This window comes from Rubellimicrobium rubrum, from assembly GCF_006152115.1.
Lineage (GTDB): Bacteria > Pseudomonadota > Alphaproteobacteria > Rhodobacterales > Rhodobacteraceae > Rubellimicrobium > Rubellimicrobium rubrum.
In genome coordinates, this window is record NZ_VDFU01000017.1 from 1 (window position 1) to 16,280 (window position 16,280).

Annotated in this window: 12 protein-coding genes; 6 read left to right on the top strand and 6 right to left on the bottom strand. The window is 65.3% G+C overall.

From position 1 onward, the window contains the following. Positions 1-283: 283 nt before the first annotated feature. The 5 genes from FHG66_RS13810 to FHG66_RS13830 all read right to left on the bottom strand — a co-directional run bounded on the left by FHG66_RS13810 (position 284) and on the right by FHG66_RS13830 (position 3,933). Positions 284-550: a hypothetical protein gene (locus FHG66_RS13810; protein WP_139077647.1), complete on the bottom strand. Its 267-nt coding sequence runs from the start codon at positions 548-550 to the stop codon at positions 284-286. 312 nt (positions 551-862) lie between these two features. Further along, the gene (locus FHG66_RS13815) at positions 863-1,252 is read right to left on the bottom strand and encodes a response regulator (protein ID WP_176556258.1); all 390 of its coding nucleotides are present in this window, start codon (positions 1,250-1,252) and stop codon (positions 863-865) included. A gap of 17 nt (positions 1,253-1,269) precedes the next feature. Further along, positions 1,270-2,295, bottom strand: coding sequence for a sensor histidine kinase (locus FHG66_RS13820; protein ID WP_139077649.1), 1,026 nt, complete (start codon positions 2,293-2,295; stop codon positions 1,270-1,272). After that, positions 2,292-2,732 (bottom strand): response regulator, encoded by a 441-nt coding sequence (locus tag FHG66_RS13825; protein WP_139077650.1) that lies wholly within the window; start codon positions 2,730-2,732, stop codon positions 2,292-2,294. Before FHG66_RS13825 ends, FHG66_RS13820 begins: the two co-directional genes overlap by 4 nt. Continuing rightward, entirely contained in the window at positions 2,725-3,933 is a 1,209-nt protein-coding gene (locus FHG66_RS13830; RefSeq protein ID WP_139077651.1) for a sensor histidine kinase, read from the bottom strand. The genes FHG66_RS13825 and FHG66_RS13830 overlap by 8 nt, the downstream gene beginning before the upstream one ends. A 523-nt stretch (positions 3,934-4,456) precedes the next feature. On the opposite strand from FHG66_RS13830, the gene FHG66_RS13835 reads away from it, so the two are divergent. From FHG66_RS13835 to FHG66_RS13860, 6 genes are all read left to right on the top strand, one after another. After that, positions 4,457-5,605, top strand: coding sequence for a sensor histidine kinase (locus tag FHG66_RS13835; RefSeq protein ID WP_139077652.1), 1,149 nt, complete (start codon positions 4,457-4,459; stop codon positions 5,603-5,605). Between the two features lie 1,125 nt (positions 5,606-6,730). Continuing rightward, positions 6,731-9,961, top strand: a complete 3,231-nt coding sequence (locus FHG66_RS13840) for a calcium-binding protein (protein WP_139077653.1) — start codon at positions 6,731-6,733, stop codon at positions 9,959-9,961. 638 nt (positions 9,962-10,599) lie between these two features. Next, complete coding sequence (gene osmF, locus FHG66_RS13845; protein ID WP_139077654.1) at positions 10,600-11,508, top strand: glycine betaine ABC transporter substrate-binding protein OsmF; 909 nt, start codon at positions 10,600-10,602, stop codon at positions 11,506-11,508. A 133-nt stretch (positions 11,509-11,641) separates the two neighbouring features. After that, positions 11,642-12,832 (top strand): ABC transporter permease, encoded by a 1,191-nt coding sequence (locus FHG66_RS13850; protein ID WP_139077655.1) that lies wholly within the window; start codon positions 11,642-11,644, stop codon positions 12,830-12,832. Next, positions 12,829-13,764 carry an ABC transporter ATP-binding protein gene (locus tag FHG66_RS13855; RefSeq protein ID WP_139077656.1) on the top strand — a complete coding sequence of 312 codons (936 nt, stop codon included), beginning with the start codon at positions 12,829-12,831 and terminating at the stop codon, positions 13,762-13,764. Before FHG66_RS13850 ends, FHG66_RS13855 begins: the two co-directional genes overlap by 4 nt. Further along, positions 13,761-14,513 (top strand): ABC transporter permease, encoded by a 753-nt coding sequence (locus tag FHG66_RS13860; RefSeq protein WP_139077657.1) that lies wholly within the window; start codon positions 13,761-13,763, stop codon positions 14,511-14,513. Before FHG66_RS13855 ends, FHG66_RS13860 begins: the two co-directional genes overlap by 4 nt. A 142-nt stretch (positions 14,514-14,655) precedes the next feature. On the opposite strand, the gene FHG66_RS13865 is transcribed toward FHG66_RS13860, so the two are convergent. Then, the gene (locus FHG66_RS13865; RefSeq protein WP_139077658.1) at positions 14,656-15,963 is read right to left on the bottom strand and encodes a PQQ-dependent sugar dehydrogenase; all 1,308 of its coding nucleotides are present in this window, start codon (positions 15,961-15,963) and stop codon (positions 14,656-14,658) included. Between the last annotated feature and the right edge of the window lie 317 nt (positions 15,964-16,280).

A 16,280-nucleotide genomic window follows, 5' to 3' on the forward strand; every position in this document is an offset into this window, starting at 1 on the left:
CAGGGTCAGGGGCAAGTGCCCGAAAAGTTGCTGTCAGACTGGACCAGGTTTCCGGGCCTGGCCAGCACCAGGCGGACGGTAGCGGACGGGACTGGACGTTGGAAGCAGCAAATCTCTAAGCCTGCTTGGCTATTCTGGACGTTTCAGGATTACGCTGGACGTTAGTTAGGCGGACTTCGTCTCCGCCACATGCTCGCATGCTAGCTAGGATGCTGCAAAGCAACCTGATATCCTGGGTGAGCTCTGTGGCGGAACTCGGCTTTAGGCGCGCTCATCCTGAGCTTTATGCCACGCATGCCATCTCGGGCATGGCTAGGGTGGTGAAGCGGTTGAGGAGGCCGGCCTGGATCTGGTGCTCGGCAGTTTGGCGGTCGAAGGGGCGGGCTGAGAGCCGCTCGCCCAGCAACTTCATGCATTTCGTCGTGGCGTCGATGAGACACCGCCGGTGGGTGCCGCTCCAGTGTCGCCAGATCGCCCGACCGATGGGACGGCTTGCGCGCAGGATGTCGTCGCGCGAGTTGGAGGACTTGGATGCATCATGCGGCGTCAAGGGTCACCGTCGGACCTTCTCGCCGAGATGGTGCCATGACGGCCCAGCCGAGTGAAGCACCTGACAGTACCGATCCCCACTGTCATGAAGCGCAGTGTGCTGGCCAGGAGCAGCCCAAGGCTTGGAAACAACCGGCTTGCAATCATCGACGCGGGGCCGATGCCTGCTTTGCGGGTCCGGTCCAGCTGACCTTCGTCGGTCGTTCCCGGCTTGGTACGGACCTTGGGCCAGGCTGCAATGGCAGTCCCGCGCAGATCTACTGCCCGGCGGCAGGGCCTAGCTAAGGACCCAGCAGCGCCCGACTTTCGAAGCCTAAGGTTCTACTGAGCCCCCGAACACCGGACCGCTCACCAACGTCACGATGTCGATCGGATTGTAGGGTTTCGACAGCACGGCGACGACGGCAGGGTTGAGGCCAACGGCCTCCGAGGCCGCGACATAGCCCGAGATGATCACCACCGGCAGGCCAGGCCGGCGGTCGGCGAGCCACGCTGTCAGCCCCAGGCCGTCCATGCTTCCTGGCATTCGCACATCGGTCACGACAGCCGTGACCTCCAGACCGGCCTCTAGCAGCGCGACCGCCTTGTCTGCGCTGCCGGCTTCATGCACCTCGAAGCCCCCGTCCTCGAACTCGCCCGCAAGCATCATGCGGATAAGGGCTTCATCCTCGACAAGGAGCACTGAACGTCGCTGATCCTGCATTTTCCGGTCTCTGTGGGTCATTGAGCCAGCCGCATGACGACTGTCGTGCCGCTCCCTGGCGTCGTCTGGATGTCCACCTGCACCGCCGCTTCCAAGGCGAGGGCGCGGGTGATCTGGGTGCCAAGGCCTGTCGGGGTGTTGCCCGTCAGGAAACCGACGCCGTTGTCGGAGATCCGAAGTTCGGCTGTGGGGACCGTGGCTCGGAGCCCGACCACGAGCCTGCCGGCCTGGCGGTCCGGCCAGGCGTGCTCGAGCGCGTTGAGGATTGTCTCGTAGCAGAGCAGACCAAGAGGCATCGCCTGGGCGACGTCCAGAACCAACGGCCCTTCAAGGTGGAGGGCGAGCTCCACATGGCCGTTGCCATGAATACGTGCGAGCTCGCCGGCCATATCGCTGAGCACGCCCGCAAAGTCGACATGCTGGAGAGACTCGGTGTCGTAGATGCGGGACTGGACAAGGGCCAGGGCCCGCATCCGTCCTGCGAGGTCGTTCAGTTCAGCGGCGAGCTCGCCGCCCCGGGCGCGGGCGCGAAGTCCCAGAAGGCTGATCATCGTCTGGAGATTGTTCTTCACCCGGTGGTGGAGTTCGCGCACGATCGTCTTCTCGTGCTCGAGAGCGTTCGCCAGCTGCCGCTCGCGGGCCGAAAGGGCGACCCGATTGCGCGCGCCCTCGACGACGATCTTCATGGACGCGCGCAACCGGGCCAATTGGCGCGCGGACTTGACCACGTAATCGTCGAGTCCCGCCTTCATCAGTTCGACTGCGGTCATCTCGTCGCCGGAGTCGGTGAACATGATGACAGGGCAGCTCGGTTGCAGCGCACGCACCCGGGCGAGGACCTCGCGCCCCGTGCCCCATTTGAGCTCGAGGTCGGTCACGACCAGACCGAACGGCGGACCAGCAAGAGCTGCCTCGAACTCCGCCCGCGTGCCGGCCTCGATGACCTCGCCTTTGGGGAACTGCGCTTCCGCCTCTCGCCGGACCATCGCCCGGTCATCCGGTTCATCGTCAACGGTCAGGACCCGGATGCGTTGCGGGCTCATGGTCCGACCACCCGGTTGAGCTTGATCCAGAACGCTTCCAGCGTCTGCACCAGAGCGAGCAAGGCGTCACGCGAGACAGGCTTGACGAGGTAGGCGTTGGCGCTGAGATCATAGGCCCGCTTGATGTCGGTGTTCTGATCCGACGACGTCAGGATGACGACCGGCGTGTGCCTGGCGACCTCGTTGTCGCGGATGACCTTCAGCACCTCCAGGCCAGAGCGCCGTGGCAGTTTCAGGTCCAGGAGAATGAGCGCCGGCAGCGGATGGAGAGCGCGATCCGCAAAGGGTCCGGTGCCCTCGATGTAGTGAACCGCAGCATCGCCATGGGCCACCCGGGTCACCGGGTTCTCGATCCCGGACTTCTTGAAGGCATAAAGAATGAGATCAGCATCGTCCTCGTTGTCCTCGACCAGAAGGATCGTGCTCAACTCATGCATGGTCAACCTCGTGGCTCTCGTCACGCTCTTGGGCCGTTCTGCCCGCGGCAAGCTCGATCCAGAAGCGTGCGCCGACGCCGGCCATCGACTCCACGCCGACGGTGCCGCCCATTCGCTCGGCGCCGGTCTTGACGATAGCTAAGCCAATCCCCGTTCCGGGATAGGTTTCCTGCCCGTGCAGGCGCTCGAAGGCTCCAAAGATCTTGGCCTGATGCTCGGGCGCGATTCCGATGCCGGCGTCCTCGACCCAGATGCGCACGCGCTTTCCGCGCGTCTCGCCCCAGATCCGGACCTGCGCCGGCTCGCCTTCCTTGTGGAACTTGGCCGCATTGGTCAGCAGGTTGGCGATGATCTGCCCGAGGATCACGGGCTCGGCCATGACGGACGGAATGGGTGCGTCGACCTGGATCGTGACGTCGCCGGCAGAGCTTGCTGCGGCGGCCTCGACCTCCTTGGCGCAGGACCGCGCGATCCTGGTCGGGTCCAGCGTTCTCAGCGCCACTGCGGACCGCTGCAGACGGCTGAACGTGAGCAGGCTGTTGATCAGACCTTCCATCCGTCCGGCTGCGGCGACGATCCGTTCGGCGTAACGCTTGCCCTGCGAGCCGAGGGAGTCGCCGAAATCGTCCAGCAGGATGCGTGCAAAGCCTTCCATGCCACGCAAGGGCGCCCGCAGATCGTGGGAGACGGTGTAGGAGAACGCCTCAAGCTGGCTGTTGGCGGCCTCCAGCTCGGCGGTGCGTTCGGAGATGAGGGTCTCGAGATGCTGGTTCAGGCGGCGCACCTCGGCTTCCGCCTGCCGCTGCTGCGCCTCGCCAGCCTCGGCCCGAAGACGCGCCATGCGCATTCGGCTGGCCAGGAGGGCCACGGCGAGCGAGGCCGCAGCGAAGACGAGGACCTCCAGCGTAAACTCGGCCGACTGGGGCAGCAGGGAACCGCGGGGCGGCACAAAGGTCCAGAGCGCGGCCACGGCGGATATCACCGTCGCCAGAATGCCGACCCGTGCCCCTCCGGTGGCCGATGCGGCGACGACCGCCAGCAGGAACAGCAGAAAGGGAGCCCGATCCTGGAGGACAGGATCGAGCGTCAGGCGAATGCCGAAGGCGGCCCCGACCGAAAGCAGCGCAACGAGGATGGATCTGAAGTTTACGGCACCCTCCGTCGCGGCCAGGCCCAGCATCGCATGCGTTGCTTGAGCCATGAATATGAGCCGAAGTTCGTAAAGTCACTCGGTTGAAGGCGAAAAGGGTTCCGCAGGTGATGGTGGTGCTGCGGCGGACGTGGCGGCCTTAGGCTGGACCTGCGGCGCGCTTACCGGCGGGCATCTCCCCTGACGGGTGAAGCCCCGTAGCCATGATGACGGGCCAGCTTGCATTCGAGGTACGGACCCGTGCCATACGAATGGCGTCGCGTCGAAGCCTCCCCGCCATCGGGTCGAACGACGGGTGAGGGAAGGCCTGAATGGCTCCACGCTCAGGCCGCCCTTATTGCAGTCCCATCCAGGATCGGATGCCTGGCACGTACCTTGAGCCAGTGGTCAGGGTGCTCTGTCCGCCGTCCGTCACCGACATTCCTCCGCAACGGCCAACATGAAGCCAGGGCGAAGCCGGTTTGGGGGGGGGCGGCGATCGGGATCAGCGATGCATTGATGGGCCATGCTGTGGAACACGGATCGGCTTGCCCCGCGTTGTCCACCCTGCCGGAGTCGCACGGAGATTGAGGGTATGGCCAATCGCGAGCAGATGGTGGCCCGCCAGAAGGCGCTGGCGGAGTTCGGCGACCTGGTTCTGCGCAGCGACGATCTGGACAAGGTCCTCCAAGAGGCCTGCCGCATCGTGGGCGACACGCTCGACACCGACCTCGCGAAGATCCTGGAAATCCAGCCCGAGAAGGAGGAGTTGCTGGTCAAAGCGGGTGTGGGTTGGAGGCCAGGCATCGTTGGCCAGATGCGCTTGCCGCTGGGAGAGCGGTCGTCCGAGACCTTCGCCATCGATCTCGCCGAGCCTGTCATCATGAAGGATATCCACCACGAGGACCGCTTCGACATCCCCGAGTTCCTGAAGGAGCACGGCGTCCTAGCCCTCGTCAACGTGCCCATCTTCCTGCCTGGGAAAAGGCCTTACGGTCTCCTCCAGGTGGACAGCCGCGAGCCGCGTGAGTTCGGCCCGGAGGACATCGCGTTCCTGCAAACCTATACGACCATCCTTGGCCCCGTCATCGACCGTCTGCACAAGTCCCACAGCCTGGAGCAGGCGCTCCAGACCAACCAGCAGCTGCTTCAGGAACTGCAACACCGGGTCAAGAACCAGTTTGCCATCGTCACGAGCCTGCTCCGCATGGGCATGCGTCAGGCCCAGTCCGAGAACGCGCGCCGGGAGCTCGCGGCGGTCAAGGAGCGGGTGGAGACGCTGCGGCTCCTCAACGAGCAACTCTACATCGCCGGGAGCGTTGACCGCATAGCCGTGCGCCCCTTCATCACCGAACTGGTCGAGAACCTCGTTCACCTGAGACCACCCCAGACCGGACCGGTGCGGCTCGGGTTCGCGATCGAGGAGATGGAGGTCAGCCCCGATAAGGCCGTGTCGCTGGGCCTCATTCTTAACGAGTTCGTCACCAACAGCCTCAAGCACGCGTTCGACGGACGCGGTGGGGCCATCGAGATCAGAATGGAACGCCAGGAGGATGGCACCATGCGCCTGCGGGTCTGTGACAGCGGCAAGGGCCTGCCACCCGAGCCGCGGGAGGCACTGCCCGGCTCCGGAACCGGCATGAGGCTCATCGAGGCGTTTGCGCAGCAGATCGGGGCCGAGCCCGTCTGGTCGGCCGCTGAGCCCGGCACGGCGCTGTCGCTGGAGTTCAACAGTCTGACCTGAGGGCAGAGCGCCTGGCGGCCGGCGCTTCCGATCAAGGGGTTGAAGCGTTCTGGCCCTCCCATCCCTGCATCTTGGCTCATCCGACCCCGTTGCGATCACGCCGGCTTGAAACGTCTAAGGCTTGGACTGCGACAGGAGGGCGGCCTTGGTTCCTGCTCCGTCCGACCAAGGTTGCGCCGTGGTTGAAAGGCGGGCCACAGCGGACCTGTCGTGCTTCAGGATGCACAGCATCGTCCAGCGGGGCGCCAGCGCAGACCGACCCTTCATAAGGCATAGCACTATGATCCGAGGCAGGCTGCTGCTGTCGCTGAAACGCGGGCGCTCAGCGCCGATTCACACCGGTAGACATTCGGGAGATCAAGACGATCTCGCATTTGTCTGCTAACCCCGCCACTTGCATCAGGCGAGTGCATGAGTTGCTGCAGAGCAGTTCAGTCCCAGTGGCTTCCCTTTCTACCTGTCCGGAGTGCCGGCCGAGCGTCCTTTTGGTTCGCGTCTGAGCGGTGGGTCCTGTCTCACCTCACGACGACAAACCTTCGGCCCCTCAAGCTCGCAACCCGCTGCGCGCCTACAAAGTGGGCCAGGCGCAGCCGTGCTCCTTCCCTTGTTGTCCTTCGCGGCGCTGCCCAGGTTGGCGATGCGCGCCTGCGGACCCGTGACCGCCAAGGGGTCGGCGCCACGGACGTGTGTCACATGCCCCTCCGGGACTGTACTTCGGCGCCGTGCTGGGCCGGACGACGCTTGGCGCAAGGTCCAAAGACCTGCTCATCCAAGTCTCACGAGTGGGGATGGACCGGGGCTCGGGTTGGCGCAGACGCGCTAGCGCGGCCGCCACTCGTGACGCCACACCAGATGGCCTGCATCCGGCTGCGGCAGCCCCTCGGCTCGAACGGTCCTCACCCTTGGCCGATGAACGAACCAGACACCCGGCTGAGGGCTGCATTAACTCTTCATTCACTATGGCTTTCGGAGATCGCCCCCGGACGGATAAGACTAGTCCTCGACGCCATTGCGACAAAGGGTGACGGGCGTCACCCGGCATCGTTCAGGCGGCCATTCCAAAGGTCTGTCAGGGTGCGTATTGCAGGTGCCCGGCCGCAAGGGGCTGGAGTCTAGGAGGACAGCGTGCTGCTCGAAGGAACGGTCAACAACGACAGTCTGGTCGGTGGCATCGGGGACGATCAGATCCTCGGGGATGCCGGCGACGATACGCTTTGGGGCGAAGCCGGCCACGACACGCTGATCGGGTACTTGGGCAACGACACGCTGTGGGGCGGCGAGGGGAACGACAATCTCCAGAGCGGAGAAGGCGCCGACACCGTCCTTGGGGAGGACGGCGACGACTTCATCGATGGCTACATCGGTGACGACTCGCTGTCCGGCGGGACGGGAAACGACACTCTGGCCGGCTGGGACGGAGAGGACATCCTTAAGGCGGACGAAGGCGAGGACCTCCTCTTCGGCGGCAGCGATGACGACCATCTGAACGGCGGCACCGGCAATGATGAGATCTTCGGAGGGGGCGGGGGCGATGAACTCCTTGGCGGTGACGGAGTTGACTGGCTCCATGGCGACGACGGGGATGATGCGCTGAATGGCGGTTTCGGTGATGACATGCTTTTCGGCGGGACCGGAGCCGACGTGATGATTGGCGCCGGTGGGGCCGATCACCTCATCGGTGGCGTGGGTGACGACAGGCTGGACGGCGGCACGGACGATGATACCCTTTTTGGCGAGGGTGGCTCCGACAGCGTTTTCGGGAACTCCGGCGCGGATATCGTCTATGGAGGCCTTGGCGACGATCGCTTCGTGGATGGCGGGGATGGCAACGACCAAGCCTGGGGCCGCTACGGCCACGACACCGTCTTTGGAGGCGCCGGTGACGATCTGGTGTATGGCGATGTCGACCCCCTGGGAACCGGAGCGCGGCAGTTCGCCGTGTTCGCCTTTGACGCCAGCGGAGCGGACCTAGCCGGTCCCAGCGGCACCATCACCGTCCACGACATCAACGGTCCCGTCGTGATGGAAGCAGCAGACGACGACGATCTGTTTCAAGATGTCTCGTCCGAAGGCGGCAGCGATGTGGACGCTTCGGGGCAGACCTTGGCCTACGGCGTTACGGTGGGCGGCATCACCTACGAGACCGGAACGCCGATCTATGCCGTGTCCCAGAGTTTGGTCGCCAATGCCACCACCGGACAGGAGGGGCGAGCCTGGCTGATCCAGTTCGGACTCGACCCGACCGCAAGGGCCTGGGCGTTCGACATCCCCGTGCGGGTGGGTGACCAGATCACTTGGACGACAGCCCCGGATGCGACCGACACCACCGGCCTGTCCTACGAGGATCTGATCCAGGCCGATGGCAGCACCGCCGTGGGGAACGACACGCTTCATGGTGGCGATGGTAACGACACGCTCTTCGGTGCCGATGGCCGGGACCGACTGGAGGGGGATGCAGGAAACGACACCCTCTTCGGAGGAGAAGGCAACGACAGCCTTTCCGGCGGAACCGGCGACGATTGGCTCGATGGGGGCGCGGGGCTGGATGCGGCGGTCTTCGCAGATCCGGTCGCACGCTACGTCATCGAGCCGCTAGCCGATGGCTCGGTAACCGTGACTGACATGAGCGGTGGCCCGAAAGGCAGTGTCGATACCCTTCTCTCCATCGAGCAGTTGCTTTTTGCCGACGCGATCCTGAATGCGGACGGATCGGTGGTCAACTCTGCGCCGGTCGTGGGCAAGGTCGCCGACAGAACCTTTGCCGAGGACACGGCCTTCACGTTCACGGTGCCGGCCTCGACGGATGCCGAAGGAGATGACCTGACCTACGCGGCGAGGCTTGAAGGCGGACAGGACCTACCCTCGTGGCTCAGCTTCGATGCGGCCACCCTCACCTTCACGGGCACGCCCCCGGCTGATGCTGCCTCTGCCTTGAACATCGAGATCGAGGTCTCGGACGGGGTGTTCAAGTCGTCTGCCACCTTCGGCCTCGTCATCGCCGCGGTGAACGACGCCCCTGTGCTGGACGCCATTGCCGACCAGACCCGCGTCGAGGACGCTGGGGCTTGGAGCTTCCAGGTGCCCGCGGCCACGGATGTGGACAGCGTAGTGACCTATACGGCCGCCTTGGCCGATGGCGCGGCGCTGCCCTCCTGGCTCGCGTTCAACGCCAGCACGCGGACGTTCTCGGGCACCCCGCCCAAGGACTTCGCCGGCACAGTGGGCCTGCGCATCACCGCCTCCGACGGGGCACTCTCGGCCAGCCAAAGCTTCAACCTCGTGGTCAGGGGGGTGAACGACGCGCCCACAGACCTGAGCCTCGGGACGTCGCTCGTGCGCGAGTTCGCGAGCAACGGCGCCGTAGTGGGCACCCTTTCTGCACAGGACGTGGACTCGGCCTTGTTCACCTACACGCTGCTCAACAGCGCCGGTGGCCGCTTCACCCTTTCAGGCAACAAGGTCGTGGTGGCCGACGGGCTCCGGCTCGACTTCGAACAAAGCGCGTCGCATGTCATCCGAGTCCAAGTCAGCGATGGGCAGGGCGGAGTTCGGACCGAGAGCCTGACCATCAGCGTCACGGATGTCTCGCCCGAGGTCGTCACCGGGGATGCGCGCGCCAACACCTTTGTCGGTGGCTCGGGCCGCGACGTCCTCGCGGGCCTGGGCGGCAACGACACGCTCCTGGGTGGGGGCGGGGCGGACCGGCTCGACGGTGGAGTGGGAACGGACCGGCTGGAGGGCGGGGCGGGGAGCGACATCTATGTTCTGGCCGCGGCGGGTGACACTATCGTGGAGCTGGCCGGGGGCGGGACGGATCAGGTGCAGGCTTCGGTGGGCGTGACGGCTCTGGCCGCCAATGTGGAGAACTTGGTCTTGACTGGCACGTCAGCCCTCAACGGTGCGGGCAACGGTCTGGCGAACCGCCTGACGGGGAACGGGGCCGCCAATTCGCTCTCTGGATTGGCGGGCAGCGATGCCCTGCTCGGCGGGGCTGGGCATGACCGCCTGACAGGGGGCGTGGGCAATGACGTGTTTGTCTTTGCAAGCCGCGCGGAAGCCGGGGACGTCATCACCGACTTCCACAACAACTCGGGCGACAACGACCGCATCCAGATCGACGCTTCCGCCTTCGGGGGCGGGCTGCTGGCCGGGGCGCGGCTCACCGCCTCACAGTTCCAGGCCGCCGACGACGCCATCCTGCAAGGAACGGCAGAGCGAGGCGTCCGGTTCATCTGGGAGAAGGATGCGACGAAGCTCTGGTTCGACAGCAACGGCAGCGGCGCGGGTGGGCTGACGCTGGTGGCCGACCTGCAAACGGGGGCGGCCGTGACAGCAGGAGACATCTGGCTGATCTAGGGCAACAGGCGCCGGATCGCTCGCGACGCTGCCCAGCGCCGATGCAGTGCCCCGACTGTTCTTGCTCGGACTTCCCCTCATCCTGCACCGTTGTCTGGAAACCGGATCAATCCCTGTTCCGGCACTATGTCAGGCGCTGGGCTCTGGGTTCCCCGAGCTTTGGACCGCAATCCACGACCGTGTCCTAGATCCATCCGGACCGGCACGCCCTGACGCAGGAGTTTTCGCCGGCATCGTCGGGTCCGGTGCCAAATGGGCAAGCTCAACAGGGCCTGAGCTGTGAACGCGCTGATGCGGGTCGACTGTTCGTCGGATGGCCCACCATGGTGTGGAGCAGCATAATCCAGGCTCAGAGCATACCCAGGGTCAGCGGCGGCCCAGAGGCGATGCTGTGACATTCACCATCGAAGACTTGCCCTTGGTTGATCGGCCCCTGTCTCTTTCGCCGTTGGCAGGCTGACGATCAGGGTCAGGGAGGACGGGCGGGCTAGTCCGGAGATCGTCTAACATGCAGGCCTCCCGATCGAGATGCGGCTCTCACAAAAAGCACTACCTTGCGGCCTGTGATCATGCCTCCTCGACGGGCAGGGCTGTTTGTCGTCACACTGGACCGTGACAAGGAAAAACCGGAGTAGCCTATGCGTCTGACTGCCACGATCCTGAGCGTCGTTGCCGCCATCACCGTGTCCACCACCGCGAACGCCCAAGTGGCGGTTTCGTCCAAGATCGACACCGAAGGAGGTGTGCTGGGCAACATCATCCTTCAGGTGCTTCAGAATGCGGATATCCCCGTCACGGACCGCATCCAGCTTGGCGGAACGCCCATCGTCCGCGAGGCGATCATCGCGGGAGAGATCGACATCTATCCCGAATACACGGGCAATGCGGCCTTCTTCTTCGAGCGTGCGGATGAACCTGTCTGGAACGATCCCGCAAGCGCCTATGCCGAAGCCGCGCGGCTTGATCTGGAGGCGAACCAGATCGTCTGGCTGACGCCTTCGCCCGCCAACAACACCTGGGGCGTGGCCATCCGTAACGATGTGGCGGAAGCCAATGGCCTCAGCACCTTCAGCGACTTTGCCAAGTGGGTGTCCAGCGGAGGGGAGGCCAAGCTCGCCGCATCGGCCGAGTTCGTCAACTCTCCGGCGGCCCTGCCGAAGTTCCAGGAGATCTACGGCTTCACCCTGTCGCCCGACCAACTGGTGACCCTGTCTGGCGGCGACACGGCGGCCACGATCGCGGCTGCGGCCCAGCAGACCAATGGCGTCAACGCCGCCATGGTCTACGGCACCGACGGCGGCATCGCACCGTCCGGATTAACGGTTCTCACGGACGACAAGGGCGTGCAGCCCATCTACCAGCCAGCGCCGATCATCCGACAGGAGGTGCTCGAGGAGTATCCGCAGATCGAAAACCTGCTCGAGCCGGTGTTCGAGGGACTGACCCTTGAAGTGCTGCAGGGGTTGAACGGCCGCGTGCAGGTGGGTGGCGAGGCCGCGGCGACTGTCGCGACCGATTACCTGACGCAGAACGGCTTTCTGGAATAGTCTATCTTTTCAGGATGTACCCCTCGGTGGCCTGTCCATGCGATGGGCCACCCTGGTCTTGCCACTGACCATGGTCTGCAGCACCGATGAAGAAAACGCCGGCCCCTCATGTCCGCGTCATTCCGGAGCCTCGATGAGCGTCGTCCGCACTGCCAAGGCCGCCGGTCGGCCAAACTGGCTCGTGTTCGATAAGCTCGGGGTGCTGATCGGGGTGATCGCTGCTGCAGGCGTCATGCTTCCTTTTGCCCTGTTCCGGGCCAATCGCATCGTGGCTGGAGAGGGAAGGGGCTTGGCGGAAGCGCTGCCCAGTGTCGTGTCGGCTGTCCTGATCGGTGCTCTGGTGATTGGCTTCATGGGCGCGCTGTTCCGCGTTGCGCCCTCGGTCAAGCTGGTGGCGGGGGTTCTCGCTTTGATTGGCCTGGCGATATCGATCGGGTGGTCAGCCCGCTACCTCACGCCCCCGGAGGACACGCTTGCCCGTGTTTCCCCTGCGGGTGGGTTCTGGCTGCTGGTCCTGGCGTTCGCGCTGCTCGTTGCCGATGCGCTGATCCGGCTGCGGCCAGGGCCCTGGCTCCGTATCACGGCGCTGGTCACCGTGGGCGTGGCGGTTGCCTTGTTGCTGTGGAGCGGCACATGGGACGACCTGTCGATCCTCAGGGAATATGCCAATCGTGCCCCGGCCTTCTGGCAGGAGGCCCGGGCGCATCTGGTTCTGGCGTTCGGGTCGGTGGCGATGGCCGCTTTCGTCGGCGTGCCGATCGGCGTGCTGTGCCACAAGCTGCAGGCTTTCCGAACCGTCGTGCTCAATGGGCTCAACATCGTCCAGACCATCCCTTCAATCGCGCTGTTCGGCCTGCTGATCGCACCGCTGGCCTGGGTGGCCGCAAACGTGCCAGGGGCGGCGGCGCTCGGGATATCGGGCATCGGAACAGCGCCCGCCATGGTGGCGCTCTTTGCGTATTCGTTGCTGCCGCTGGTGTCGAACACGGTCGTGGGCCTTCAGGCCGTGCCGGCCTCGGCCGTCGATGCGGCCAAGGGCATGGGCATGAGCGGCTCACAGCGGTTCTTCGGCATCGAATTACCCTTGGCGTTTCCCGTGATCCTGACGGGCATCCGCATCGTGCTGGTGCAGAACATCGGACTGGCAACCATCGCCGCCCTGATTGGTGGGGGCGGGTTCGGCGTCTTCGTGTTCCAGGGCATCGGACAGACGGCGATGGACTTGGTGCTCCTGGGCACCGTGCCAACGGTTGCGCTGTCCTTTGCCGCAGCGGTGGTGCTCGACGCCCTGGTCGAGCTGAGTTCGGTTCGGAGGCGCCGATGATCGAGATCGAGGATGTCACCAAGATCTACGAAGGCACGGCTGTGGTCGATCGGGTGACGCTCACCATTCAGCCGCATACGATCTGTGCGGTCGTCGGAACCTCCGGCTCGGGCAAGACGACCCTGGTGCGAATGATCAACAAGCTCGTGGAGCCCAGTTCGGGCGCTATCCGCATCGATGGCGTCGACATCGCCGGCATCCCCGCCTTTCAGCTACGCCGCCGCATCGGTTACGCCATCCAGGGACTTGGGCTTTTTCCCCATCGCACGGTGGGGCAGAACATAGCCACCGTGCCGAAGCTCCTTGGCTGGAACAGGGGGCGCATCAGGGACCGGGTAGAGGAGCTCTTGGACCTGTTCGGTCTTGATCCGGAAGAGTTTCGCGACCGCATGCCCCATGAACTCTCGGGGGGGCAGCAACAGCGGGTGGGCGTCGCGCGCGCGCTCGCGGCCGGCCCCAACATCCTGCTCATGGACGAACCGTTCGGAGCCCTGGACCCGCTGATCCGTGCCAAGGCGCAGGAGGATCTGCTGACCATCCAACGCAGGTTCGGCACCACGATCATGCTCGTGACACATGACATGAACGAGGCCATCCATCTGGGCGATACCATCGCCGTCATGGACAAGGGCAGGCTGCTGCAGGCTGCGCCGCCCCGGACGATCATCGCGGACCCCGCGACACCCTTTGTCGCCGAACTGATCGGGACCGCCGAGCGGCCGTTCCGGCTCTTGTCGTTGGCGCGCGTGTCCGACCATGCCGAACCCGGCCAAGCAACGGGAGAGCCGATCGACGCCGACCGTTCGCTGCGCGACGCCTATGCCGAGCTGCTTTGGTCCGGCCGGGCAGCGGCCCCCGTGCGGCGCAACGGCGACATCGTCGGGCGGATCAGCCTCGACCAACTTGCGCGATTGGCCGCACGACCGCGATGAAGGTTGGATCGATCTTTCGCCTGCTTGCCCTGGTCCTGCTGATCGCCCTTCTGCTGAGGCCCGAGACCTTTGCCGGCCTCTTTGCCCTGTTCGCCGGCCCTCGGCAGCCGCCGATCTACAACCAGGGCAGTCTGCTCGAACTGACCCTGAACCACTTGGCCATCGTCGGCGCCGCGATCCTGGCCTCCACCCTCGTCGCGGTAGGACTGGGGGTCCTGGTGACGCGGCCGATCGGAGCCGAGTTCCTGCCCCTGTCTCGCGCACTGGCCCAAGTCGGGCAGACATTCCCGCCGGTGGCGGTGTTGGCGATAGCGGTTCCCGTGCTGGGCTTCGGCACGGCGCCGACCTTCGTGGCGCTGTTCCTTTACGGGCTGCTGCCCATTTTCGAGAACACCTTGGCCGGGTTGACCAACCTGCCACCCAAGGTGACCGATGCCGCCAAGGGCATGGGGATGACCGGCTGGCAGCGCCTGTTGAGCGTCGATCTACCGTTGGCGCTGCCCGTCATTCTGGCGGGCGTGCGGCTATCGACCGTGATCTCGCTGGGCACCGCGACAATCGGATCAACGGTCGCGGCCCGCACCTTGGGCGAAGTCATCATCGCGGGGCTGCTGTCGGCCAACACCGCCTTTGTCCTCCAGGGTGGCCTGATCGTCGGCCTGCTGGCGGTGCTGATCCATGATGGTTTTTCGGCACTGGAACGGCTGGTCCTGGCGCGCAACGGCCAGGCGGGAGCAGCAGCGGGCTGACCCCAAGGGCTTGGAGACGATGATGCCGCAGGGCGTGGGGCTGAACGGCGCCCGGCTGCACGATCCGATCCGGGGCAGCCCATCAGGGATCTTGGCCCGGAGGGGCCGGCCGCTCCCTCCTGCCATGGCACCATAGGCTGCCTCAGGCCGGACCACCTGCGCCGGTCACCCGCCAGATCACGTCTCCCACATCGTCCGCGACCAGCAATGAGCCATCGGGACCGATGGCAACCCCGACCGGGCGCCCATAGGACACCTTCTCGTCGGGAGCGAGGAAGCCCGATAGGATGTCCCGCGGCGGCCCAGACGGCCGGCCATTCTCGAACGGAATGAACACGACCTTGTAGCCGCTCAGGGTCGAGCGGTTCCAGGACCCATGCTGTCCGATGACCATCCCCTCCGGGAAGCCGGGCAGCGTTCCAGCCGGAAGCCAGCACAGCCCAAGCGACGCCGTATGGCCGCCCAGCGCGTAGTCCGGACTGAGGGCTTTGGCCACCATCGCGGCATCCTGCGGCACCCGATCATCGACGGTCTGGCCCCAATAGCAGTAGGGCCAGCCATAGAAGCCACCATCACGGACGGATGTCAGGTAGTCCGGCGGGGTCTCGTCCCCCAAGCCGTCGCGTTCGTTGACCACGGTCCAAAGCGCTCCGGTCGTGGGCTCCCACGCCAGTCCCACCGGGTTGCGGAGGCCCGAGGCAAAGATACGGCTTTCTCCGGTCTCGAGGTCGATTTCGTAGATCGCGGCTCGACCGACCTCCTTGTCCAGCCCGCTTTCGCCGATATTGCTGAGCGAGCCTACCCCGACATACAGCTTGCGCCCATCAGGGCTGGGCAGCAGGCTCCGGGTCCAGTGACCTGCGGGCTTGACGTCCAGGATCTTACGGCCGGCCGTCCTGATGCGGGTCGCCCCCTCGGGATAGTCGTAGGCATAAACCCCGTCGGTGTTGCCGACGTAGAAAGTCCCGTCGAGCATCGCCATGCCGAGCGGATGGTTCAGCCCTTCCATGAAGACGTGACGCTCTTCGGCCGCGCCGTCGCCATCCGCGTCCCGCAACAGGGTGATCCGGTTGGGGCTGTCCCCCACCGCGGCGGCCCGCTTCATGGTTGTGTGGATCGCATAGTCGAACAGGGTCGTGATCGGCCCTCCGGGCACGCCCAGGGCTTCGGCCGTCACCACGTCGCCGTTCGGCAGGACGTGGATCCAGCGGGGATGCTTGAGGCCGGTGGCGAAGGCGTTCACAGAAAGCCCTGGGGCGGCAGTCGGGGTCTGCCCCGCACTCCAACCTTTGGCCGTCGGCATCTTCAGTGTCGGGATGCCCTGAGGTTTAGCCGCTGGAATGGCCGGGCTGCTGCCGATGGCCGGCTCGCCCGTCGTGGCCCCCCGCCGACGCATGAGGATCATCAAACCGCCGACCATGGCCACGACCTGTGCGAAGATTGCTGACATATCTGCTCCCTGAATAGCCGAGACCGGTATGTCAGGGCCGGCCGGACAAGGGAACCTTGCCTGAGCCTGGTAGGGGGCTGGCCGGGCAGGGGGGGTTCCGGCGCGACCGGTTCCAGTTCCTCAAGGCCTTGCCTGGGTGATCCTCCCGGCGGTGGGGTTCCGCCTGTCCCTGGCCTCCTCCTCAGGGATGTCCAGGGCTTTGGGAACGGCTCAGGCAGTGAGCCGAGCCGCCGCGGGGCAGCACGGAGCCAAGCGCTGAGTGGGTCCGTGAACAGACCGAGGTTGTCGACCGGGGCCCGCTTCCTCTCCGAGCCTGT

Excerpts from the sequence above, each read along its gene's own strand:
- FHG66_RS13860 (WP_139077657.1), top strand. The coding sequence starts at position 13,761 with ATGAAGGTTGGATCGATCTTTCGCCTGCTTGCCCTGGTCCTGCTGATC.
- FHG66_RS13825 (WP_139077650.1), bottom strand. The coding sequence starts at position 2,732 with ATGCATGAGTTGAGCACGATCCTTCTGGTCGAGGACAACGAGGACGAT.
- FHG66_RS13830 (WP_139077651.1), bottom strand. The coding sequence starts at position 3,933 with ATGGCTCAAGCAACGCATGCGATGCTGGGCCTGGCCGCGACGGAGGGT.
- FHG66_RS13850 (WP_139077655.1), top strand. The coding sequence starts at position 11,642 with ATGAGCGTCGTCCGCACTGCCAAGGCCGCCGGTCGGCCAAACTGGCTC.
- FHG66_RS13820 (WP_139077649.1), bottom strand. The coding sequence starts at position 2,295 with ATGAGCCCGCAACGCATCCGGGTCCTGACCGTTGACGATGAACCGGAT.
- osmF (WP_139077654.1), top strand. The coding sequence starts at position 10,600 with ATGCGTCTGACTGCCACGATCCTGAGCGTCGTTGCCGCCATCACCGTG.
- FHG66_RS13835 (WP_139077652.1), top strand. The coding sequence starts at position 4,457 with ATGGCCAATCGCGAGCAGATGGTGGCCCGCCAGAAGGCGCTGGCGGAG.
- FHG66_RS13815 (WP_176556258.1), bottom strand. The coding sequence starts at position 1,252 with ATGCAGGATCAGCGACGTTCAGTGCTCCTTGTCGAGGATGAAGCCCTT.
- FHG66_RS13855 (WP_139077656.1), top strand. The coding sequence starts at position 12,829 with ATGATCGAGATCGAGGATGTCACCAAGATCTACGAAGGCACGGCTGTG.
- FHG66_RS13865 (WP_139077658.1), bottom strand. The coding sequence starts at position 15,963 with ATGTCAGCAATCTTCGCACAGGTCGTGGCCATGGTCGGCGGTTTGATG.